Raw genomic sequence first — 16,038 nt, forward strand, 5'->3', positions numbered from 1 at the left:
GGGCAAGAAGAACCCTAAGGCACGATGATCCGCGTGCCGGGGGGGGCATGGTTGGCGATCCAGTGCATATGCGGGCGCGCAAAAGCAATGCAGCCCTCGGTTGGGTATCCCGGCCGACGCCATTGGTGCAGAAAAATTGCCGACCCGCGACCATCCTGCGCCAACGGCCAATTCCAATCGGTGAGCAGGATCACATCATACAGCGGATCCGCCCGCCGCAGCTTTTCATGGCTAGGCGCGTAAGGCGCGCGCACCATCTGGTTGTAATCCGGATCGTTGCTGGCATCTGACCATAGATCATCTTTGCCAATGGCCGTCGCCCAAGGCGCAGGCATCACAACCCGGTCCGCGCGATAAAGCAGGCCGGTTATCTGATGCACGCCAGCGGGCGTTGCGCCATCTCCCTCCTGTTTGTTGTGTCGGATGCCACCTTTGCCAATGCTGCACGGGAAATGGCGGCCCAAAAAACGTACGCCACGCGGGGTGAGAACCAGATCTTGGGGGCTCACAGCATATGTCCTGACTTCTGCGCTTTGGTCGCCAAATACGCCTGATTATGCGCATTCTCGCCCACTTTCAGCGCCACCCGCTCCGCAACCGCCACGCCGGCGTTTTCCATCATCGTAATCTTGCGCGGGTTGTTGGTCAGCAGCCGCACAGAAGAGAACCCCATCTCCTGCAGGATTTTGGCGCCAATACGAAAATCGCGCTCATCATCCTCAAAACCCAGACGGTGGTTGGCCTCAACCGTGTCAAACCCTTGATCTTGCAGTGAATAGGCTCGCATTTTGTTGGCCAGGCCAATGCCGCGGCCTTCCTGGTTGAGGTAGAGTAGTACACCGTTGCCCTCGGACCCCATATGCCCAAGCGCTGCGTGCAACTGCGGACCACAGTCGCATTTCAGGCTGCCTAACACATCGCCGGTAAAACAGGCCGAATGCAGCCGCGCCAGCACGGGCGCACCCCGATCCGGACGGCCAATTTCGATTGCGTAGTGCTCCGCTCCACCGTCTTCTGGTCGGAAGATGTGCAGTCGTCCTGCTTCCGCCGCCTCCATCGGCAAGCGCGCGTGCACCACCGGATGCAGCGGGCTCGTCGCCGCCAGATGTGGCGCGGCCAAAGCTGATGGGATCACCGTCAACCCATGCTCCAGCGCGAAGTTGCCCGCTTCTACCAGCTCCAAAGTCAATGCGGCGGGCAACAGCTGCGCGGACTTCACAAGCTTCACTGCGGCGCGGTGTAACGCCGCCTCTCCCGTGCGGGCGGTCGCCAGCGGCCCTTTCATCGGCGTGTTCAAATCATCTTCGGGGCTCACAATGCCTTTGATCCAGCGCAGATCAGCCCCGCCCGGCAGCGCCACACGGGCAATATCGCCATCATAAGCCCGTGCCTTTAGCGTTTCTGCCCGCCGTGCGGTCAGAGTCAGGTCGGGCGCGGCACCAAGTGTTCGTACATCCGCCAACCGCTCTGCAGTCAGTGTTTCTGCGGCCAACACCAGCAACGGCGTGCCGGCGCCGGTCAGCACAATGGGCACCCCCATGCGCAAATCGGCACGCGCGCGGGCCAGTCGCTCAATAATGTCGGGGGCAAAACTCATTGGAACCTCTGTCTTCAGCCAATCCCATGTAGCCTCTTCTGCAGCAATATGAAACATTTGGTGGTGTTGAAACACGAGGCCGTGAGCAGATTGCAGCAATTCTTGTTCTGCCCGCACGGCCACCTCACATGGCTACCAAGCAACGCATTACGGAGAGACGCACATGGCACAGTTGAAAAAGATCCTGCTGGTAGATGACGACGAAGATCTGCGCGAGGCGCTTTCTGAGCAGCTTGTGATGACCGAGGATTTTGATGTCTTTGAAGCAGGCAATGGGGTCGAGGCCATGGGCCGGGTGAAAGAAGGCCTCTATGACATCATCATTCTTGATGTGGGTTTGCCAGACACTGACGGGCGTGAGCTCTGCCGCCTGATGCGCAAACAGGGCGTGAAAAGTCCAATCCTGATGCTAACCGGCCATGACAGCGATGCAGACACGATTCTCGGCCTTGATTCGGGCGCCAACGATTACGTGACCAAGCCCTTTAAGTTTCCCGTCTTGCTTGCGCGGATTCGTGCGCAACTGAGGCAGCACGAGCAATCTGAGGATGCGGTTTTCCAGCTTGGGCCATACACGTTCAAGCCCTCCATGAAGCTCCTGATGCGCGAGGATGAGAGCAAAGTGCGCCTGACGGAAAAAGAGACAAACATCCTGAAGTTTCTCTACCGCGCCACCGAAGGTGTTGTGGCACGGGATGTATTGCTCCACGAGGTCTGGGGGTACAACGCCGGTGTCACCACCCACACGCTGGAGACCCACATCTATCGCCTGCGCCAGAAGATCGAGCCTGATCCCTCCAACGCCCGCCTGCTGATCACAGAGTCCGGCGGCTACCGCCTGGTGGCATAATCTTGCCGATTTCACCGCGCTGGCCTTTGGAATCGGCGCGGAGATACTAAATATGTTACGTTGATGTGGATCAAAGCAATATCTGAGACACATCATTTACAAGTGACCTAAGAGTTCCCGCCCATGTCCGGGTAATGACATGAACCTCCCTGTTGGACTGGCCCGAGCTCCGGCTCGGGCGCTTTTTTCTTCCGCTTCCCACATTCCCCCAAATGCGCAGGATTTCGCATTGGCACTCTGCGCCCACATGGCTAGGGTCGCCAGGAGAACAAAACGGGAGCGCGCCATATGTCTTTCACCCTTGCCACCTGGAACATCAACTCGGTGCGCTTGCGCGAGCCGATTGTGCTCAAGCTGATGCAGGAAGAAGCGCCGGACGTGCTGTGTCTTCAAGAATGCAAAAGTCCGGTGGAGCTCATTCCAACCGAAGCCTTTGCCGAACTGGGCTACACCCACATGGTTGCGCGCGGCCAAAAGGGCTACAACGGCGTGGCGATCTTCTCCAAAATCCCAATGGTCGAAGCGGGCAGCGAAGACTTTGCTGACTTGGGCCACGCCCGCCACATCGCAGGCACGCTGGAAAACGGCGTGACCGTACACAACTTCTATGTGCCCGCAGGTGGGGATGTGCCGGACCGCGAAAAGAACGAGAAGTTTGGCCAGAAGCTCGATTACTTGGCGGAGATGCGGGATTGGTTCCGCAAGGAGAAGGTTAAAAAATCCATTCTTGTAGGCGACCTCAACATTGCCCCTCGGGAAGATGACGTTTGGGATCATAAAAAGCTGCTAAAGGTGGTTAGCCACACCCCTATCGAAGTCGAGAAACTGGCCGAAACCCAAGAGGCTGGCGGCTGGGTTGACATCACCCGTCAGGATATCCCCGAGGGCAATCTCTACAGCTGGTGGTCCTATCGCGCGCGGGATTGGGACGCGGCGGACAAAGGCCGCCGCCTGGACCATGTCTGGGCCACAGGGGACATCTCCAACGCAGGCCATTCCAGCCGCGTGGTCCGCGACGCCCGTGGTTGGGAAAAACCTTCTGATCACGCGCCGGTGTTTGCGACGTTTGATCTCTAATCAATTTTATCGCGCCCACGCTGTGTAATCGGGGTGGGCGTCTTTCATGTCTTGGTAGAGCCAGACCATCCGGTCGACAAACCACAGTTTGCCACCAATCATCAGGCTCAGGCCAAATAGCGTCATACCAAGATCAATCTGCCACAATCCCCAGAGCCACGGCATCAGCCCCACGCCAGACACCACACCAAGAGCAACCGCCCACCGCGTGTGATGCTTGGGGATCGGAACCGCTTTTCGGTTGAGAAACACCCGTTCGCCAAAGGTGCCGTGCGCGGCCCAACTGTTGGTAGACTTTGGCGGCGCAAAGGCGCGGGGGTTCCACCACGTCCACAATATCACCAGGCCAATCGGCACCAGCGCCCCCCAGCCAAGCCAGATCCGCGAAAACACCGCCAGCGTCATCAACGGCAAAATCGACATACGCGAATAAACACTGAGCGGGTTTGAATGCCGTGCCCAGGCCGCCTCATCCATGGCCATCATGCGCTCTGAAAGGGCAAATATGTCCCATTTTGCTGCCATGTCTGGACAACTCCTCTCTTGGTTTCTGTCTCGCTCCCCTCCATATAGGGGGCAAGTTCCAGACGGAGAACAAAGATGATGGATATTCTTGGCGGAGGCGCCGCAACTGCGCCCGCAGCAGGCGATTTGATCAAGGACGTGTCAGAGGCCACTTTTATGGCCGAGGTTGTGGATGCCTCTATGACCGTGCCGGTGATTGTGGATTTCTGGGCGCCATGGTGTGGCCCGTGCAAAACTCTTGGCCCGGCCCTTGAAGCGGCCGTGACCGCCGCTGGTGGCGCAGTGAAAATGGCCAAGATCAACGTTGACGAAAACCAGGGTATTGCTGGCCAGATGCGTGTGCAGTCGATCCCGACAGTCTATGCTTTCTGGCAAGGCCAGCCGGTTGACGGGTTCCAGGGCGCATTGCCGGGCAGCGAGATTGACGCTTTTGTGGCCCGTGTTGTCGAGGCGGCTGGAGGTCAGGTGCCGGATGGCGGTTTGGCGGATGCTTTGGTCGCGGCCGAAGAGATGTTGACCGAAGGGGATGCGGCCTCTGCAGCGGAAACCTTTGCGGCGATTGCGGATCAAGATCCTGAAAATGCAGAAGCTTTTGCCGGTTTGGCGCGGTCTTACCTGGCCTTGGCGCAGGTGGATGAGGCTGAAGCTGTGATCAACGGCGTGCCAGAAGTCATTTCTGCAGCTCCGGAAATCGAAGCGGTTCGGGCGCAAATTGAACTCGCCCGTCAGGCCGAAAATGCCGGTCCCGTGGCCGAACTGCGCGCCGCTGTGGACGCCGATCCGGACAATCATCAGGCCCGTTTGGATCTGGCGCAGGCGCTGCACGGCGCCGATCAGGTCGAGGAAGCCGTGGATGAGCTTCTGGAACTCTTCCGCCGCGATCGCGAATGGAACGACGGCGCGGCCAAAGCGCAGCTCTTCACCATCTTTGAGGCGCTCAAGCCCAATGATCCGGTGGTGCTGAATGGCCGTCGCAAGCTCAGCTCGATGATCTTCGCCTGATCCGCTTTGCGGATTGGGCAAACCGGAGTAGGCTTTTGGCATGATTAAAGCCGCTGACTTACCGGACACATTGTCTGTGTTTCCCTTGCCCGGGGCGCTGTTGTTGCCCCGGTCTCGCTTGCCGCTGCATATCTTTGAACCGCGCTATTTGGCGATGCTGGACGACGCGCTCAAGACCAGTGAGCGGCTGATAGGCATGGTGCAACCCAACGAAGTGCCGGGCCGCGATGCCAATGGATTGCACACCATTGGCTGTGTTGGCCGCATCACCCAGTTTTCCGAAACCGGCGACAACCGCTATCTGATCACTTTGACCGGAGTGTCCCGGTTCCGGATTCAGCAAGAGGTGGAGGGGTTCACACCCTATCGCCGGTGTCAGGTCAATTGGGACGGCTTTGCCCATGACCTAGGTCCCACCGAACAGGACGCCGGCTTTCAACGTCCGGCTTTTATGGACCTGCTGAAGCGGTATTTTGAGCACTTGGATCTGTCGACCGATTGGGACACGCTCAAAGACGCAGACGACGAGTTGTTGATCAATTCGCTGTCGATGTTGTTGGAATTCTCGGCAGAAGACAAACAGGCCTTGCTGGAGGCACCGTCTTTGTCCACACGTCGGGAAACCCTTGTCACGCTACTGGAATTTGCGCTGCGTGGCGGCGCTGGAGAGGACTTTATGCAATGAATGCCCACACCACACCCGGACCAAATTTTGACCGTCGGATGCTGGAAGCACTGATCTGCCCGCAGACACGCACCCGTTTGGAGTATGATGCGGCGCGTCAGGAGTTGGTGTCCAAGGCCGCCAATCTGGCGTTCCCAATTCGCGAAGGCATTCCGGTGATGCTGATCGACGAAGCCCGCGTGCTGGACTGATCCCTAACAGGGAGGGGCCAGCCCCCTCTTGGCTGCGCCAAGTCACCCCCAGGATATTTTTGGCCAAATGAAGTTGTGGGTTAGCGCATCAGCTTGGGCAATTCGCCATTTAATCCCGCGGCCTCTCGCATAAACGTCCGGCGCAGGCCAGGCACGGCGCCGACAAGCCCCATGCCCACATCTCGTGCGGCGCGCAGGAGTGGATTGTCGTTGGAAAACAGTTTGTTGGTCAGATCGGTGGCCGCCACCAATGTGGCCGTGTCAAACCGCCGCCACTCTTGATATCGTGCCAGCACCAGCTCTGAGGCAAAGTCTTCGCCCCGGTGTTGGGCCTCGGTCAGTACCTGTGCCAATGCCGCCACATCCCGCAGCCCCGCATTGAGACCTTGACCGGCAATTGGGTGCATCCCATGCGCCGCATCGCCCACCAGCGCGATACGCTCTGCGATGAAGTCGTTGGCCACGGACAGGCTCAGCGGGTAGGTAAAGCGGTTGCCGGTGAGGGTAATTTCCCCCAGAAAGTCGCCAAACCGCGGGCGCAGCACCGCCATGTAGTCTTCGTCGGAAAGCGCATGGATCGCCGCGGCATTCTCATCGGTTTCGGACCAGACAATCGAACACATGTTGCCCGGCAGCGGCAGGATCGCCAGCGGACCCGGCGGCATGAAAAACTGATGCGCCACGCCATTGTGCGGCATTTCGTGCTTGATGGCGCAGACCAAGGCCGTTTGGCCATAGCCCCAGCCGGTGCGTTTGATGCCCGCGCGTTTGCCCACGCCGGTTTGCCGCCCGTCACAGCCGACCAGCAGCCTGGCGCGGTGTGTGCAACCGTCACTAAAGGTCGCAGTGACGCCTGAGGTGTCCACAGCCTGATCGGTGACTGAGGTGCCGGAGATCAAGGTGATGCGTGGCTCTGCCTCCATCGCCTCCAGAAAGGCGCGGTAGAGGAAGCGATCCTCAAGCATAAAGCCCATCGGGCCTTCTTCGATCTCGGTGTGGTCAAAATGCAGAAAAAACGGCGCTGGCCCTTCGCCGGCGCGGCCATCGGACACTTTGATGTCGCGCATCGGCTCGGAGTGCTCTGCCACCCTGCCCCAGACACCAATCGCCGCCAGCAGCCGTTTTGAGGCCAGCGCCAGCGCATAGCCGCGCCCGTCAAAGTTGCTGCCTGCGCGTTCGGGTGCGGGACGGGCGTCCACCACGGTCACGTCAAAGCCGGCCTGCGCCAGCGCCAAAGCCAAGGCCGGGCCGTTGAGACCGCCACCGGCAATCAGGATATCGCTATCAAATGTCATGGGGCCAATATGGGCGTCGCTTCGGGATTGTCCATGCGCGATTGCGCCGCTACCGTCGCCAACGAAGAGAAAGTGGAGGGCAGAATGTTGGATTGGCTGGAGAAAAGCGCCGCAGACCTGGGGCGGGGCATTGAAAGCGGGGCGATTGACCCTGTGGCGCTGACCCAAGCCTTCTTGGGGGCGATTGATGGCCATGATGCGCGGGATCGGATTTATGCGAAGGTGACCGCCGAACGCGCCTTGGCCGAAGCCGAAGCCGCCGCCGAACGCGCCCGCGCGGGTCAACGTCTGTCGCCCTTGGACGGTGTGCCAGTGAGCTGGAAAGACCTGTTTGACACAGCTGGCATCGCCACAGAGGCCGGCTCGGCTTTGCTCAAGGGCCGTGTGCCGACACGCGACGCCGAAGTGCTGCGCAACGCCACGGCTGCGGGCCTGATCTGTCTGGGAAAAACGCATATGAGCGAGTTGGCGTTTTCTGGCATTGGCCTCAACCCGATCACCGCAACGCCGCCTTGCGTGAACGATCCCGGCGCAGTGCCCGGCGGGTCCTCCTCCGGTGCGGCGGCCTCGGTGGCCTTTGGGCTGGCGGCTGCGGGCATTGGCTCTGACACCGGCGGTTCGGTGCGCATTCCGGCGGCGTGGAACGATCTGGTGGGCCTCAAAACCACCGCTGGCCGGGTGTCCTGCGAAGGCACCGTGCCGCTGTGTCGCAAGTTTGACACGGTTGGTCCGCTGACGCGTACCGTGGAAGATGCCGCGCTGCTCTTGGGTATTTTGGAAGGCAAACCTGTGCCGGACCTGCGCGGTGCGTCGCTCGCAGGCACCCGCATGGCTGTGCTGGAAACCGTGGCGCTGGATCAAGTGCGTGAGGCGCCGCTCGCCGGGTTTGAACGCACGCTGCACCGGTTGCGCGAAGCGGGTGCTGAGCTGGAGTTCCTCAAGGCTGAGGAGGTGGCGGAGGCCATGGCGCTCTCCGCGCCGCTGTTTACCGCAGAAGCCTATGGTGAGTGGAAAGAGGTGATTGAGGCGGCACCGGAAAAGATGTTTGAGCAAATTCTGGAACGCTTCCGCTCTGGCGCTTCCTTTAGCGGGCCGGACTATGTCGCCGCCTGGCACAAGCTTGATGCGCATCGGGCGACGTGGAACGCGCGGATTTCCGGGTATGATGCCGTACTGCTGCCCACTGCGCCGATCTTGCCGCCAAACATCGAGCGGTTGATGCACGATCAGGAGTACTATGTGACCGAAAACCTGCTGGCCTTACGCAACACACGCATTGGCAACCTGATGGGCTCTGCCGCAATCACCTTGCCAACCGGCGTGCCAAGCTGTGGCCTGATGATGCTGGGACAGGGCGGGTCCGAGGAGCGGCTGTTGCGGTTGGCGGCGGCAGCTGAGCCGTTGTTCGGAACACCCTAAGAGGGGCCAGCCCCTCACTTGCGCCTTGCGCAAGTTCACCCCGGGGTATTTAGGGACTGTGAAACCTGAGGCGGCACATCGCTTTGGTGATGGAGAGCGATATGCGCAAGTTTGAGATTTTTGTTGTCACCGCACCGGGGTTGGAAAAACCTTTGGCGGCTGAGATCACCGAAGCTGGATTCAAAAAGCCCAAGATGATGCCCGGTGGCGTGCGTTTTCGCGGCAATTGGCAGGATGTCTGGCGCGCCAACCTGTGTCTGCGTGGCGCGGTGCGGGTGCTGGCGCGGATTGGCAATTTCCAATGTATGCATCTCAATCTGCTGGAGCGGCAAATTGGCGAGATGTCGTGGACGCCGTATCTGCGGCCTGATGTGCCTGTGAAGGTGGAGGTGGTGACGCAGAAGTCCAAGATCTACCATGCAGGGGCGGCCAAGGAGCGTATTGAGAAAGGTCTCGTTGCCGCCGTGGGCGTGCCGATTTCCGATGAAGCTGACGTGGTGCTCAAGGTGCGCATCGACAACAACATGCTGACCTTCTCGCTCGATACGTCGGGCGAAAGCCTGCACAAACGCGGCCATAAACCTGCCGTGGCCAAAGCGCCGATGCGGGAAAACATGGCGGCGCTGTTCCTGCGCCAGATGGGCTTTGATGGCAGCCAAACGGTCTATGACCCGATGTGTGGCTCCGGCACCTTTGTGATTGAAGCGGCCGAGATGGCGGCAGGCCTTCTGCCGGGGCGCAGCCGTCGGTTTGCTTTTGAGCAACTGGCCAGTTTTGACGCGGGGGCCTATGCGGAGCTGCGACAATCCGGCGAGGCCCATAGCTCCAAGGCTCGTTTTTATGGCTCAGACAAAGATGCGGGCGCCATTCGGATGTCCTTTGAAAACGCGGATCGCGCTGGCGTAGCGGATTTCTGCAGCTTTGAACAAAAAAGCGCGGGTGAGATCACGCCCCCGAACGACTCGCCCGGCATTGTGATTGTGAACCCGCCTTATGGTGCGCGCCTTGGCGACAAAAAGGGGCTGTTTGCTTTGCATGCCAGCTTGGGCAAGGCCCTTTCTGCGCACTTCTCCGGTTGGAAGGTTGGCATAATCACCACAGACGCTGGGTTGGCCAAAGCCACCCACTTGCCGCTTGAGGCCCCATTTGCAACGGTGGCCCATGGTGGTTTGAAAGTGCAGCTCTTTACCTGTGAGGTGCCGTAACACAGAGGGTGTGTCATGAGTGACGGTGTGTTTGATGCTGAGGTGGCCGCAACCTATGACGCCAACCATGTTGGCACTGATCCCGCGCTTGTCACGCGCTGTGTTGATCGTCTGGTTGATCTGGCCAATGGCGGTGCGGCGCTGGAATTTGCCATTGGAACCGGGCGCATTGCCCTGCCTCTCGTGGCGCGGGGCGTGCCAGTCAGTGGCAACGAGCTGTCCGCGGCGATGTTGGCCCAGATGCGTAAGAAACCCGGCGGGGCTGATATCCCAGTGGTGGTTGGGGATATGACCCAGGTGCGGGTCGACGGTGATTTTTCACTGGTCTATCTGGTGTATAACACCATTGATAATCTCACCACGCAGGGCGCACAGGTTGCTTGCTTTGAAAATGCGTCCCGGCATTTGCGCCCCGGGGGCTGCTTTGTAGTTGAAACTCTGGTGCCGCCATTGCAGCGCTTGCCGTTTGGGGAAACACACGTGCCTTTTGCCCATGACCCCGATCATTGGGGTGTCGATGAGATCGATGTGGTCACGCAATCCTACAGCTCGCATCACCTTTGGATCAAAGACGGGCAGGCCGAACATCTTTCGGCGCCGTTCCGCTATGCTTGGCCAGCTGAGCTGGACCTTATGGCGCGGATCGCGGGCATGACGTTGGAACATCGTTGGCAAGATTGGACCCGTGCGCCCTTTACCAACATGAGCAAAACCCATGTGTCGGTGTGGCGGAAGGTGTGAGTTTACCGCCTATAAACCTGTGGCGTGTGTCAGCACCTTTGGAACCGTTCTCTGGTGGCCATCGCAACCAAGTCTGGCGCACCCGTGGTTTGTCGCAGGATTTGGTGTTCAAATCCACCACCCGCAGCGAAGCGGCGCTTGATTGGCTTGCGCCGGTGCAGGATGTGGCGCGGCGCTGTGGGTTTGTGGTGCCACAGATGATACGCAGCACAAACGGTTGGTTGTCTGAGACGGGCTGGACCTGTGAAGCCTTTGTTGCGGGGGAGACTGTCTCACGTGACGGTTTCGCCGAGGTTGCGGCTCCGCTTGCCGACTTCCATGCGCAGACCGCAGGTTGGGACCAGCGTCCTGGGTTCCTGTCCTCAGTCGTGTTGCTCTCACAAGATTGCGGCGGTGATGTGGACCTCACACAAATGCCACCCGATGTGGTCGCGCTGTGTCGCGCGGCTTGGCGGGCTCTGCCTGACACACCCGCCTGCGTCGTGCATGGCGACCTGGCACCGGGCAATGTGCTGCAGCTTTCGGACGGCCGCTTTGCATTGCTTGATTGGGACGAGTGTCGCGTGGATTTGCCGCTGTTTGACACCGCACCACATGCACCAAAATCCCGCGCCGAAACCCGTGCGCATTTGGCGTGGGAAGTGGCGTGCAGTTGGGCGCGGGAACCGGCTTATGCGCGCGATATGGCCGAGCGGTTGCGCAACACATAAGCGCGGTGCGTTTACCCAAATCGGCGCAAAACGCATCTCCGCAAAACAGTCGTGATACCGACAATATACCGACGTGGTTTTGAGGCCAGTTTTAGTCCGTTAATGCCTGGTTCGGCTCCCCGGGCGTCAGGATATGCCGTAAGAGCGCCATGGGGTGGTTGCGCAGGGTCAGACGCATCGCCACATAGTCCTCCACCACCTGCTCGCCCATCGACATTTCCGGCAGGATCGCCGCAGGCTCCAGAATGCCTTCGCCGTCCATATCTCCTGCAAACAAAGGCAAGGGTTTGTCCGATTTGATGGCCTTGGCCTCCCACAACGCATCCCGCCGCTTGAGGCCCAAGGAGGCAAAGGCATCCGCCTCTGCCAGTCGGGTCAACACATGCGGATCAATGCCTGCGCGGCGCCAGACATCCTCTACGGTTTGATAGCCATTGCCCCGCGCTGCCGTGATCCAGCTCGCGTCTTCTTCGCGCAGCCGCCGCACCTGCCGGAACCCCAGTCTGAGCGCCAATCCGCCCCGCCCATCCGGCTCCATCACATTGTCCCAAAAACTCTCGTTGATATCCACCGGGCGGACCTCCACCCCATGCTCCCGCGCGTCCCTAACGATTTGAGCAGGCGCATAAAATCCCATTGGCTGGCTGTTTAGGAGCGCACAGGCAAAGATGCCCGGATGGTGGCATTTAATCCAGGCTGAGGCATAGACCAACAGCGCAAAAGAGGCTGCGTGGCTCTCTGGAAACCCATAAGAGCCAAAGCCCTCAATTTGGGAAAAACAGCGTGCGGCGAAGTCCTCCTCATAGCCGTTTTTTTTCATCCCGCGCATGAAACGCTCGCGGAATTCGCTGACATTGCCGTGCTTCTTGAAGGTCGCCAAAGAGCGCCGGAGCCGGTCTGCTTCTTCCGGCGTGAACCCCGCGCCAATGATGGCAATCTGCATTGCCTGTTCCTGAAACAGCGGCACACCCAGGGTCTTGCCCAGCACCTCGCCGAGTTCATCTGAGGGGAAGGTCACCTGCTCCTCGCCATTGCGGCGCCGGATGTAGGGATGCACCATATCGCCTTGGATCGGGCCGGGGCGGATGATGGCCACTTCGATCACCAGATCATAAAAATTGCGCGGTTTCATACGCGGTAGAAAGTTCATCTGCGCCCGGCTTTCGACCTGAAACACCCCGATGCTGTCGGCTTTGCACAACATGTCGTAAACCGCTGAATCTTCTGGCGGAATCGTCGACAGGGTCAGGTCCATACCATGGTGGCGCCTGAGCATATCAAAGCCTTTGCGGATGCAGGTCAGCATGCCGAGGCTCAGCACATCCACCTTCAAAATCCCAAGGCTCTCAATGTCATCTTTGTCCCAGCAAATGACGGTGCGGTCCTCCATGCTGGCGTTCTCAATAGGCACCAATTCATCGAGCCGCCCCTCGGTCATGATGAAGCCACCCACGTGTTGCGACAGGTGGCGCGGGAAGCCGATGATCTCTTGTACAAGCGCCATGGTCTGCGCCAGACGCCGGTCATTGGGATCAAGGCCAATCTCGCGCATGCGCGCATCCTGCACCGCATCGGTGGAGAAGAACCCCCAAAGCTGCGAGGACAGCGCCGAGATGGTGTCCTCAGTAAGCCCCATGGCGCGCCCGACCTCCCGGATCGCGCGTTTGCCGCGGTAGTGCACCACGGTGGCGCACAGCCCCGCGCGGTGGCGTCCGTAGCGTTCGTAGATGTGCTGGATCACCTCTTCGCGGCGCTCATGTTCAAAATCGACGTCAATGTCTGGCGGCTCATCCCGTGCTTCACTCACAAAGCGCTCAAACACCATAGTGCCAATTTCCGGGGACACAGACGTCACGCCCAGACAGAAGCAAGCCACTGAATTTGCAGCGCTTCCACGCCCTTGGCAGAGGATCTCACGCGAACGGGCAAAATGCACCACATCGCGCACGGTCAGGAAGTAGGGCTCATATTTGAGCTTGCCGATCAGCGCGAGCTCATGTTCCAGCATGCCACGCACCTTCTCTGGTGCGCCATGTGGATAACGCCAGCGCAGCCCCTCATAGGCCAGCCGATGCAGCCGATCTGTGGGCGTTTCGCCTTGGGCCAGCTCGCTGGGATATTCATAGCGCAGCTCATCCAGCGAAAACGTGCAACGCTGCATCAGCCAGTCTGTGCGGTCCAAGGCGGATTCATGCCCCGCAAACAGGCGCCGCATTTCATCAGCACTGCGCAGCCGTCGTTCCCCGTTGGTCTGCGCCTCCGCGCCGAGGCTATCCACGCGACAGCCCTGCCGGACGGCGGTCACCACATCGGCCAAGCGCCGACGTCCACCGTGATGCATCACCGGTAGGGTGGTGGCCACCAGCGGCAGGCCCAGCTGTGCAGCGTGCTGGGCGCGGGTGGCAAAGCGGGTGGCATCCTCGCCGTCATATCCCGGCGCTAATGCCAGTTGCAGCCGCCCGGCAAAGCGGCGCGTCAACTGTGGCATCAGTTTGGCCCAATCACACGCGCCGTGCGGCTTGCGGTGCGTGTGCGGATAGGGATGCAGGATCAGCTGCAACCCCGCGCCAAACTCCAACAGATCGCCCAGATGCAGGATACAGCTGCCCTTTTCGGCCCGCAGCCGCCCTTTGGACAGCAGACGACACAGGCTCGCCCAGCCCTGACGGTTTTCCGGTAGCGCCGTGATGGGCGGCGCATCGCTGAACTCCAGACGGGCGGCAGGCATCAGGCGTGGGGTGGCATAGATCGGCGCGCTGGGCGGGGGGGCAATGTGCTCGGGGCAGGGGGGACCAATCAGCCCTGTTGCATGATCAAAGTTGCGCCGTTCGCGCACTTTACGGGCAATTTCACGCGCTTCGGTATGACTGCGTACAATGCCCGCCACACTGTTCACATCGGCAATGGCAATGGCGTCCAATCCCGCCATGGCGGCACGCCGCATATACTCCTCCGGGTGGGATGCTCCGGTGAGAAATGTGAAGTTCGACGTGATGCAAAGCTCGGCAACCATGAGAATCATCATTATATTCACGTTTTGTTCTTTTGGGGAGTCTGCGAAAAGCACCTGCAAGCGTGAAAAAACGTTTTGAAATTTCACAAAACTGATGCAGCGTGAAATTCGATGGGAAAATTTCACGACTGGGATTCGCGCCACATGCTGCATAACCTGCCACAAGATGTGCAAACGCTGGGGGCGGATCTGCGCGCCCTGCGCAAGGCGCGCGGCCTAACGCTGACCGAGATGGCAGAGGCGCTGGACCGCTCTGTGGGCTGGCTAAGCCAGGTGGAACGCGACAAATCCGAACCCACCATTTCCGACCTGCGCCAGATTGCCAAAGTGCTTGGCGTCCCAATGTCGATGCTGTTTGGTCAGTCCTCCGCTCCGGCCCATGAGCAGGGCTATGTTGTGCGTTCCGGTGCCCGCCGTCCCATGGGGGGCAGCGAGGAAGGTCTGATCGAAGAGCTGCTCTCCCCCGATCTGACGGACGATTTTGAAATGGTGCACTCCACCTTTGCCCCGCGCTCTTCCATGCAAGAGCCGACCATGCGCCCGACGCAGGAGGTTGGCTATGTCATCTCCGGTCGATTGGAGTTGCGTATTGGGGAACAGAGTTTCTCTGTTGGGCCGGGCGATAGCTTCCGCATTCGCGGGGAGGAATACCACTGGGCCAATCCCCATGACGAAGCTTGCGTGGCGATCTGGGTGATCGCGCCACCTGTGTACTAAGGACGATACAATGCTGAAGGGATCTTGCCTCTGTGGCGACATCACATTCGAAACCGACGCGGACCCGCAGGGCGCTTCCATGTGCCATTGCAGCCAATGCCGCAAGCAGTCCGGCGGCATCTGGTCGTCGGCCTATGTCGCAGAGACTGATCTCACTATCACCGGAGATGTGCTTTGGTACGGGGCCAGCGAAAGCGCCAAGCGCGGCAGCTGCCCGCGCTGTGGATCATTCCTGTTCTGGAAAGCCCACGACGAAGACACCATCAGCTTTGCCCTTGGCGCTGTGGATGGCCCAACCGGTCTGGAACTGACCAAGCACATCTTTGTCCGTGACAAAGGCGACTACTACGAACTCGCGGACGGAGTGCCGCAAAAGGACTGACCATGCTGGAAACTTTCGCAAATATGGACAGTGTCACGCTGTGGGCCTTTATGGCGGCGTCGCTGGTTATGTATCTCACCCCGGGCGCCGACATGATGTTCACCATCGCCAGCGGGATCTCTGGTGGCCCCAAGGCCGGGCTGGCCGCCACCGTTGGGGTGACGCTTGGGCTTGTGGTGCACATCACTCTGGCCGCCGCCGGGCTGGCTGTGTTGATTGCGGCGTCCCCCACTGCGCTGCTTGCCATCCGCTACGCAGGCGCGGCCTATCTGGTTGTTTTGGCATATCAGTCGTGGACAGCCAAACCGGTTGAGGATGATGTTGAGGGACGCGCCAGTGTCTTGCGCGCGGTGCGGCGAGGGTTTTTGACCAACATTCTCAACCCCAAAATCATTCTCTTCATCCTCGCCTTCCTGCCACAGTTCACCACACCTGCTGCAGGTCCAATCTGGCAACAGATTGTAATCCTCGGTGTGATGTTTGCCTCCGGTGGCTTTGTGGTGGTGTCGATGATTGGCCTGTCGGCTGGCCTTGTGGGGGCAAAACTCAAACAAGCCACGGGCATTCTGAACAAAATCGCCGCCGTCATCTTTGGCGGCTTGGCAGCAAAACTAGTCTTTGACTGAGGG

General features: G+C 59.8%; 17 protein-coding genes. 12 read left to right on the forward strand and 5 right to left on the reverse strand.

What is annotated here, in order from left to right:
• Window positions 1-14: 14 nt before the first annotated feature.
• Together Q0955_RS09600 and ribA are read right to left on the reverse strand one after the other, a co-directional pair.
• Window positions 15-509: a L,D-transpeptidase family protein gene (locus Q0955_RS09600; RefSeq protein WP_299423616.1), complete on the reverse strand. Its 495-nt coding sequence runs from the start codon at window positions 507-509 to the stop codon at window positions 15-17.
• Window positions 506-1,597, reverse strand: coding sequence for a GTP cyclohydrolase II (gene ribA, locus Q0955_RS09605; RefSeq protein ID WP_299423619.1), 1,092 nt, complete (start codon window positions 1,595-1,597; stop codon window positions 506-508). Before ribA ends, Q0955_RS09600 begins: the two co-directional genes overlap by 4 nt.
• A 163-nt stretch (window positions 1,598-1,760) precedes the next feature.
• Here ribA and Q0955_RS09610 point away from each other — a divergent pair, with 163 nt between their 5' ends.
• Both Q0955_RS09610 and Q0955_RS09615 read left to right on the forward strand, forming a co-directional pair.
• A complete protein-coding gene (locus tag Q0955_RS09610; RefSeq protein ID WP_299423623.1) occupies window positions 1,761-2,447 on the forward strand; it encodes a response regulator transcription factor in 687 nt (228 codons plus the stop codon).
• Window positions 2,448-2,735: 288 nt separating this feature from the next.
• Window positions 2,736-3,524: an exodeoxyribonuclease III gene (locus tag Q0955_RS09615; protein WP_299423625.1), complete on the forward strand. Its 789-nt coding sequence runs from the start codon at window positions 2,736-2,738 to the stop codon at window positions 3,522-3,524.
• Between the two features lie 6 nt (window positions 3,525-3,530).
• On the opposite strand, the gene Q0955_RS09620 is transcribed toward Q0955_RS09615, so the two are convergent.
• Window positions 3,531-4,049, reverse strand: a complete 519-nt coding sequence (locus Q0955_RS09620; RefSeq protein ID WP_299423628.1) for a DUF6653 family protein — start codon at window positions 4,047-4,049, stop codon at window positions 3,531-3,533.
• A 75-nt stretch (window positions 4,050-4,124) separates the two neighbouring features.
• Between Q0955_RS09620 and Q0955_RS09625 the strand changes: the two genes are divergently transcribed.
• From Q0955_RS09625 to Q0955_RS09635, 3 genes are read left to right on the forward strand one after another with little or no spacing between them, the layout of a single operon-like run.
• Window positions 4,125-5,051, forward strand: coding sequence for a co-chaperone YbbN (locus Q0955_RS09625; RefSeq protein ID WP_299423631.1), 927 nt, complete (start codon window positions 4,125-4,127; stop codon window positions 5,049-5,051).
• A 40-nt stretch (window positions 5,052-5,091) separates the two neighbouring features.
• Complete coding sequence (locus tag Q0955_RS09630; RefSeq protein WP_299423634.1) at window positions 5,092-5,736, forward strand: LON peptidase substrate-binding domain-containing protein; 645 nt, start codon at window positions 5,092-5,094, stop codon at window positions 5,734-5,736.
• On the forward strand, window positions 5,733-5,927 hold the full coding sequence (locus Q0955_RS09635; protein WP_299423638.1) for a Trm112 family protein: 195 nt from the start codon (window positions 5,733-5,735) through the stop codon (window positions 5,925-5,927). Before Q0955_RS09630 ends, Q0955_RS09635 begins: the two co-directional genes overlap by 4 nt.
• 80 nt (window positions 5,928-6,007) lie before the next feature.
• Here the strand turns inward: Q0955_RS09635 and Q0955_RS09640 are convergent, their stop codons facing one another.
• Window positions 6,008-7,222: an FAD-dependent monooxygenase gene (locus Q0955_RS09640; protein WP_299423641.1), complete on the reverse strand. Its 1,215-nt coding sequence runs from the start codon at window positions 7,220-7,222 to the stop codon at window positions 6,008-6,010.
• An 84-nt stretch (window positions 7,223-7,306) separates the two neighbouring features.
• Here Q0955_RS09640 and Q0955_RS09645 point away from each other — a divergent pair, with 84 nt between their 5' ends.
• The 4 genes from Q0955_RS09645 to Q0955_RS09660 all read left to right on the forward strand — a co-directional run bounded on the left by Q0955_RS09645 (window position 7,307) and on the right by Q0955_RS09660 (window position 11,297).
• Window positions 7,307-8,641, forward strand: coding sequence for an amidase family protein (locus tag Q0955_RS09645; protein WP_299423644.1), 1,335 nt, complete (start codon window positions 7,307-7,309; stop codon window positions 8,639-8,641).
• An 89-nt stretch (window positions 8,642-8,730) separates the two neighbouring features.
• Window positions 8,731-9,846: a class I SAM-dependent RNA methyltransferase gene (locus Q0955_RS09650; protein WP_299424360.1), complete on the forward strand. Its 1,116-nt coding sequence runs from the start codon at window positions 8,731-8,733 to the stop codon at window positions 9,844-9,846.
• 15 nt (window positions 9,847-9,861) lie between these two features.
• A complete protein-coding gene (locus Q0955_RS09655; RefSeq protein WP_299423646.1) occupies window positions 9,862-10,587 on the forward strand; it encodes a class I SAM-dependent methyltransferase in 726 nt (241 codons plus the stop codon).
• Window positions 10,584-11,297 (forward strand): phosphotransferase, encoded by a 714-nt coding sequence (locus Q0955_RS09660; RefSeq protein ID WP_299423649.1) that lies wholly within the window; start codon window positions 10,584-10,586, stop codon window positions 11,295-11,297. Before Q0955_RS09655 ends, Q0955_RS09660 begins: the two co-directional genes overlap by 4 nt.
• A 91-nt stretch (window positions 11,298-11,388) precedes the next feature.
• On the opposite strand, the gene Q0955_RS09665 is transcribed toward Q0955_RS09660, so the two are convergent.
• On the reverse strand, window positions 11,389-14,310 hold the full coding sequence (locus tag Q0955_RS09665; RefSeq protein ID WP_299424361.1) for an error-prone DNA polymerase: 2,922 nt from the start codon (window positions 14,308-14,310) through the stop codon (window positions 11,389-11,391).
• Between the two features lie 144 nt (window positions 14,311-14,454).
• Here Q0955_RS09665 and Q0955_RS09670 point away from each other — a divergent pair, with 144 nt between their 5' ends.
• Genes Q0955_RS09670 through Q0955_RS09680 form a run of 3 tightly spaced genes read left to right on the forward strand, consistent with a single transcriptional unit; the run spans window position 14,455 to window position 16,035 of the window.
• Entirely contained in the window at window positions 14,455-15,027 is a 573-nt protein-coding gene (locus Q0955_RS09670; RefSeq protein WP_299424363.1) for an XRE family transcriptional regulator, read from the forward strand.
• Between the two features lie 10 nt (window positions 15,028-15,037).
• On the forward strand, window positions 15,038-15,409 hold the full coding sequence (locus Q0955_RS09675) for a GFA family protein (protein WP_299423652.1): 372 nt from the start codon (window positions 15,038-15,040) through the stop codon (window positions 15,407-15,409).
• Window positions 15,410-15,411: 2 nt separating this feature from the next.
• Window positions 15,412-16,035 (forward strand): LysE family translocator, encoded by a 624-nt coding sequence (locus Q0955_RS09680; protein ID WP_299423655.1) that lies wholly within the window; start codon window positions 15,412-15,414, stop codon window positions 16,033-16,035.
• Window positions 16,036-16,038: the final 3 nt, after the last annotated feature.

Origin of the sequence: uncultured Shimia sp. (assembly GCF_947493595.1) — a bacterium.
Classification (GTDB): Bacteria; Pseudomonadota; Alphaproteobacteria; order Rhodobacterales; family Rhodobacteraceae; genus Shimia.

Bases quoted from the DNA above. Each gene is read 5' to 3' on its own strand.
- ribA (WP_299423619.1), bottom strand. From the start codon at position 1,597: ATGAGTTTTGCCCCCGACATTATTGAGCGACTGGCCCGCGCGCGTGCC.
- Q0955_RS09610 (WP_299423623.1), top strand. From the start codon at position 1,761: ATGGCACAGTTGAAAAAGATCCTGCTGGTAGATGACGACGAAGATCTG.
- Q0955_RS09615 (WP_299423625.1), top strand. From the start codon at position 2,736: ATGTCTTTCACCCTTGCCACCTGGAACATCAACTCGGTGCGCTTGCGC.
- Q0955_RS09620 (WP_299423628.1), bottom strand. From the start codon at position 4,049: ATGGCAGCAAAATGGGACATATTTGCCCTTTCAGAGCGCATGATGGCC.
- Q0955_RS09625 (WP_299423631.1), top strand. From the start codon at position 4,125: ATGATGGATATTCTTGGCGGAGGCGCCGCAACTGCGCCCGCAGCAGGC.
- Q0955_RS09630 (WP_299423634.1), top strand. From the start codon at position 5,092: ATGATTAAAGCCGCTGACTTACCGGACACATTGTCTGTGTTTCCCTTG.
- Q0955_RS09635 (WP_299423638.1), top strand. From the start codon at position 5,733: ATGAATGCCCACACCACACCCGGACCAAATTTTGACCGTCGGATGCTG.
- Q0955_RS09640 (WP_299423641.1), bottom strand. From the start codon at position 7,222: ATGACATTTGATAGCGATATCCTGATTGCCGGTGGCGGTCTCAACGGC.
- Q0955_RS09645 (WP_299423644.1), top strand. From the start codon at position 7,307: ATGTTGGATTGGCTGGAGAAAAGCGCCGCAGACCTGGGGCGGGGCATT.
- Q0955_RS09650 (WP_299424360.1), top strand. From the start codon at position 8,731: ATGGAGAGCGATATGCGCAAGTTTGAGATTTTTGTTGTCACCGCACCG.
- Q0955_RS09655 (WP_299423646.1), top strand. From the start codon at position 9,862: ATGAGTGACGGTGTGTTTGATGCTGAGGTGGCCGCAACCTATGACGCC.
- Q0955_RS09665 (WP_299424361.1), bottom strand. From the start codon at position 14,310: ATGGTTGCCGAGCTTTGCATCACGTCGAACTTCACATTTCTCACCGGA.
- Q0955_RS09670 (WP_299424363.1), top strand. From the start codon at position 14,455: ATGCTGCATAACCTGCCACAAGATGTGCAAACGCTGGGGGCGGATCTG.
- Q0955_RS09675 (WP_299423652.1), top strand. From the start codon at position 15,038: ATGCTGAAGGGATCTTGCCTCTGTGGCGACATCACATTCGAAACCGAC.
- Q0955_RS09680 (WP_299423655.1), top strand. From the start codon at position 15,412: ATGCTGGAAACTTTCGCAAATATGGACAGTGTCACGCTGTGGGCCTTT.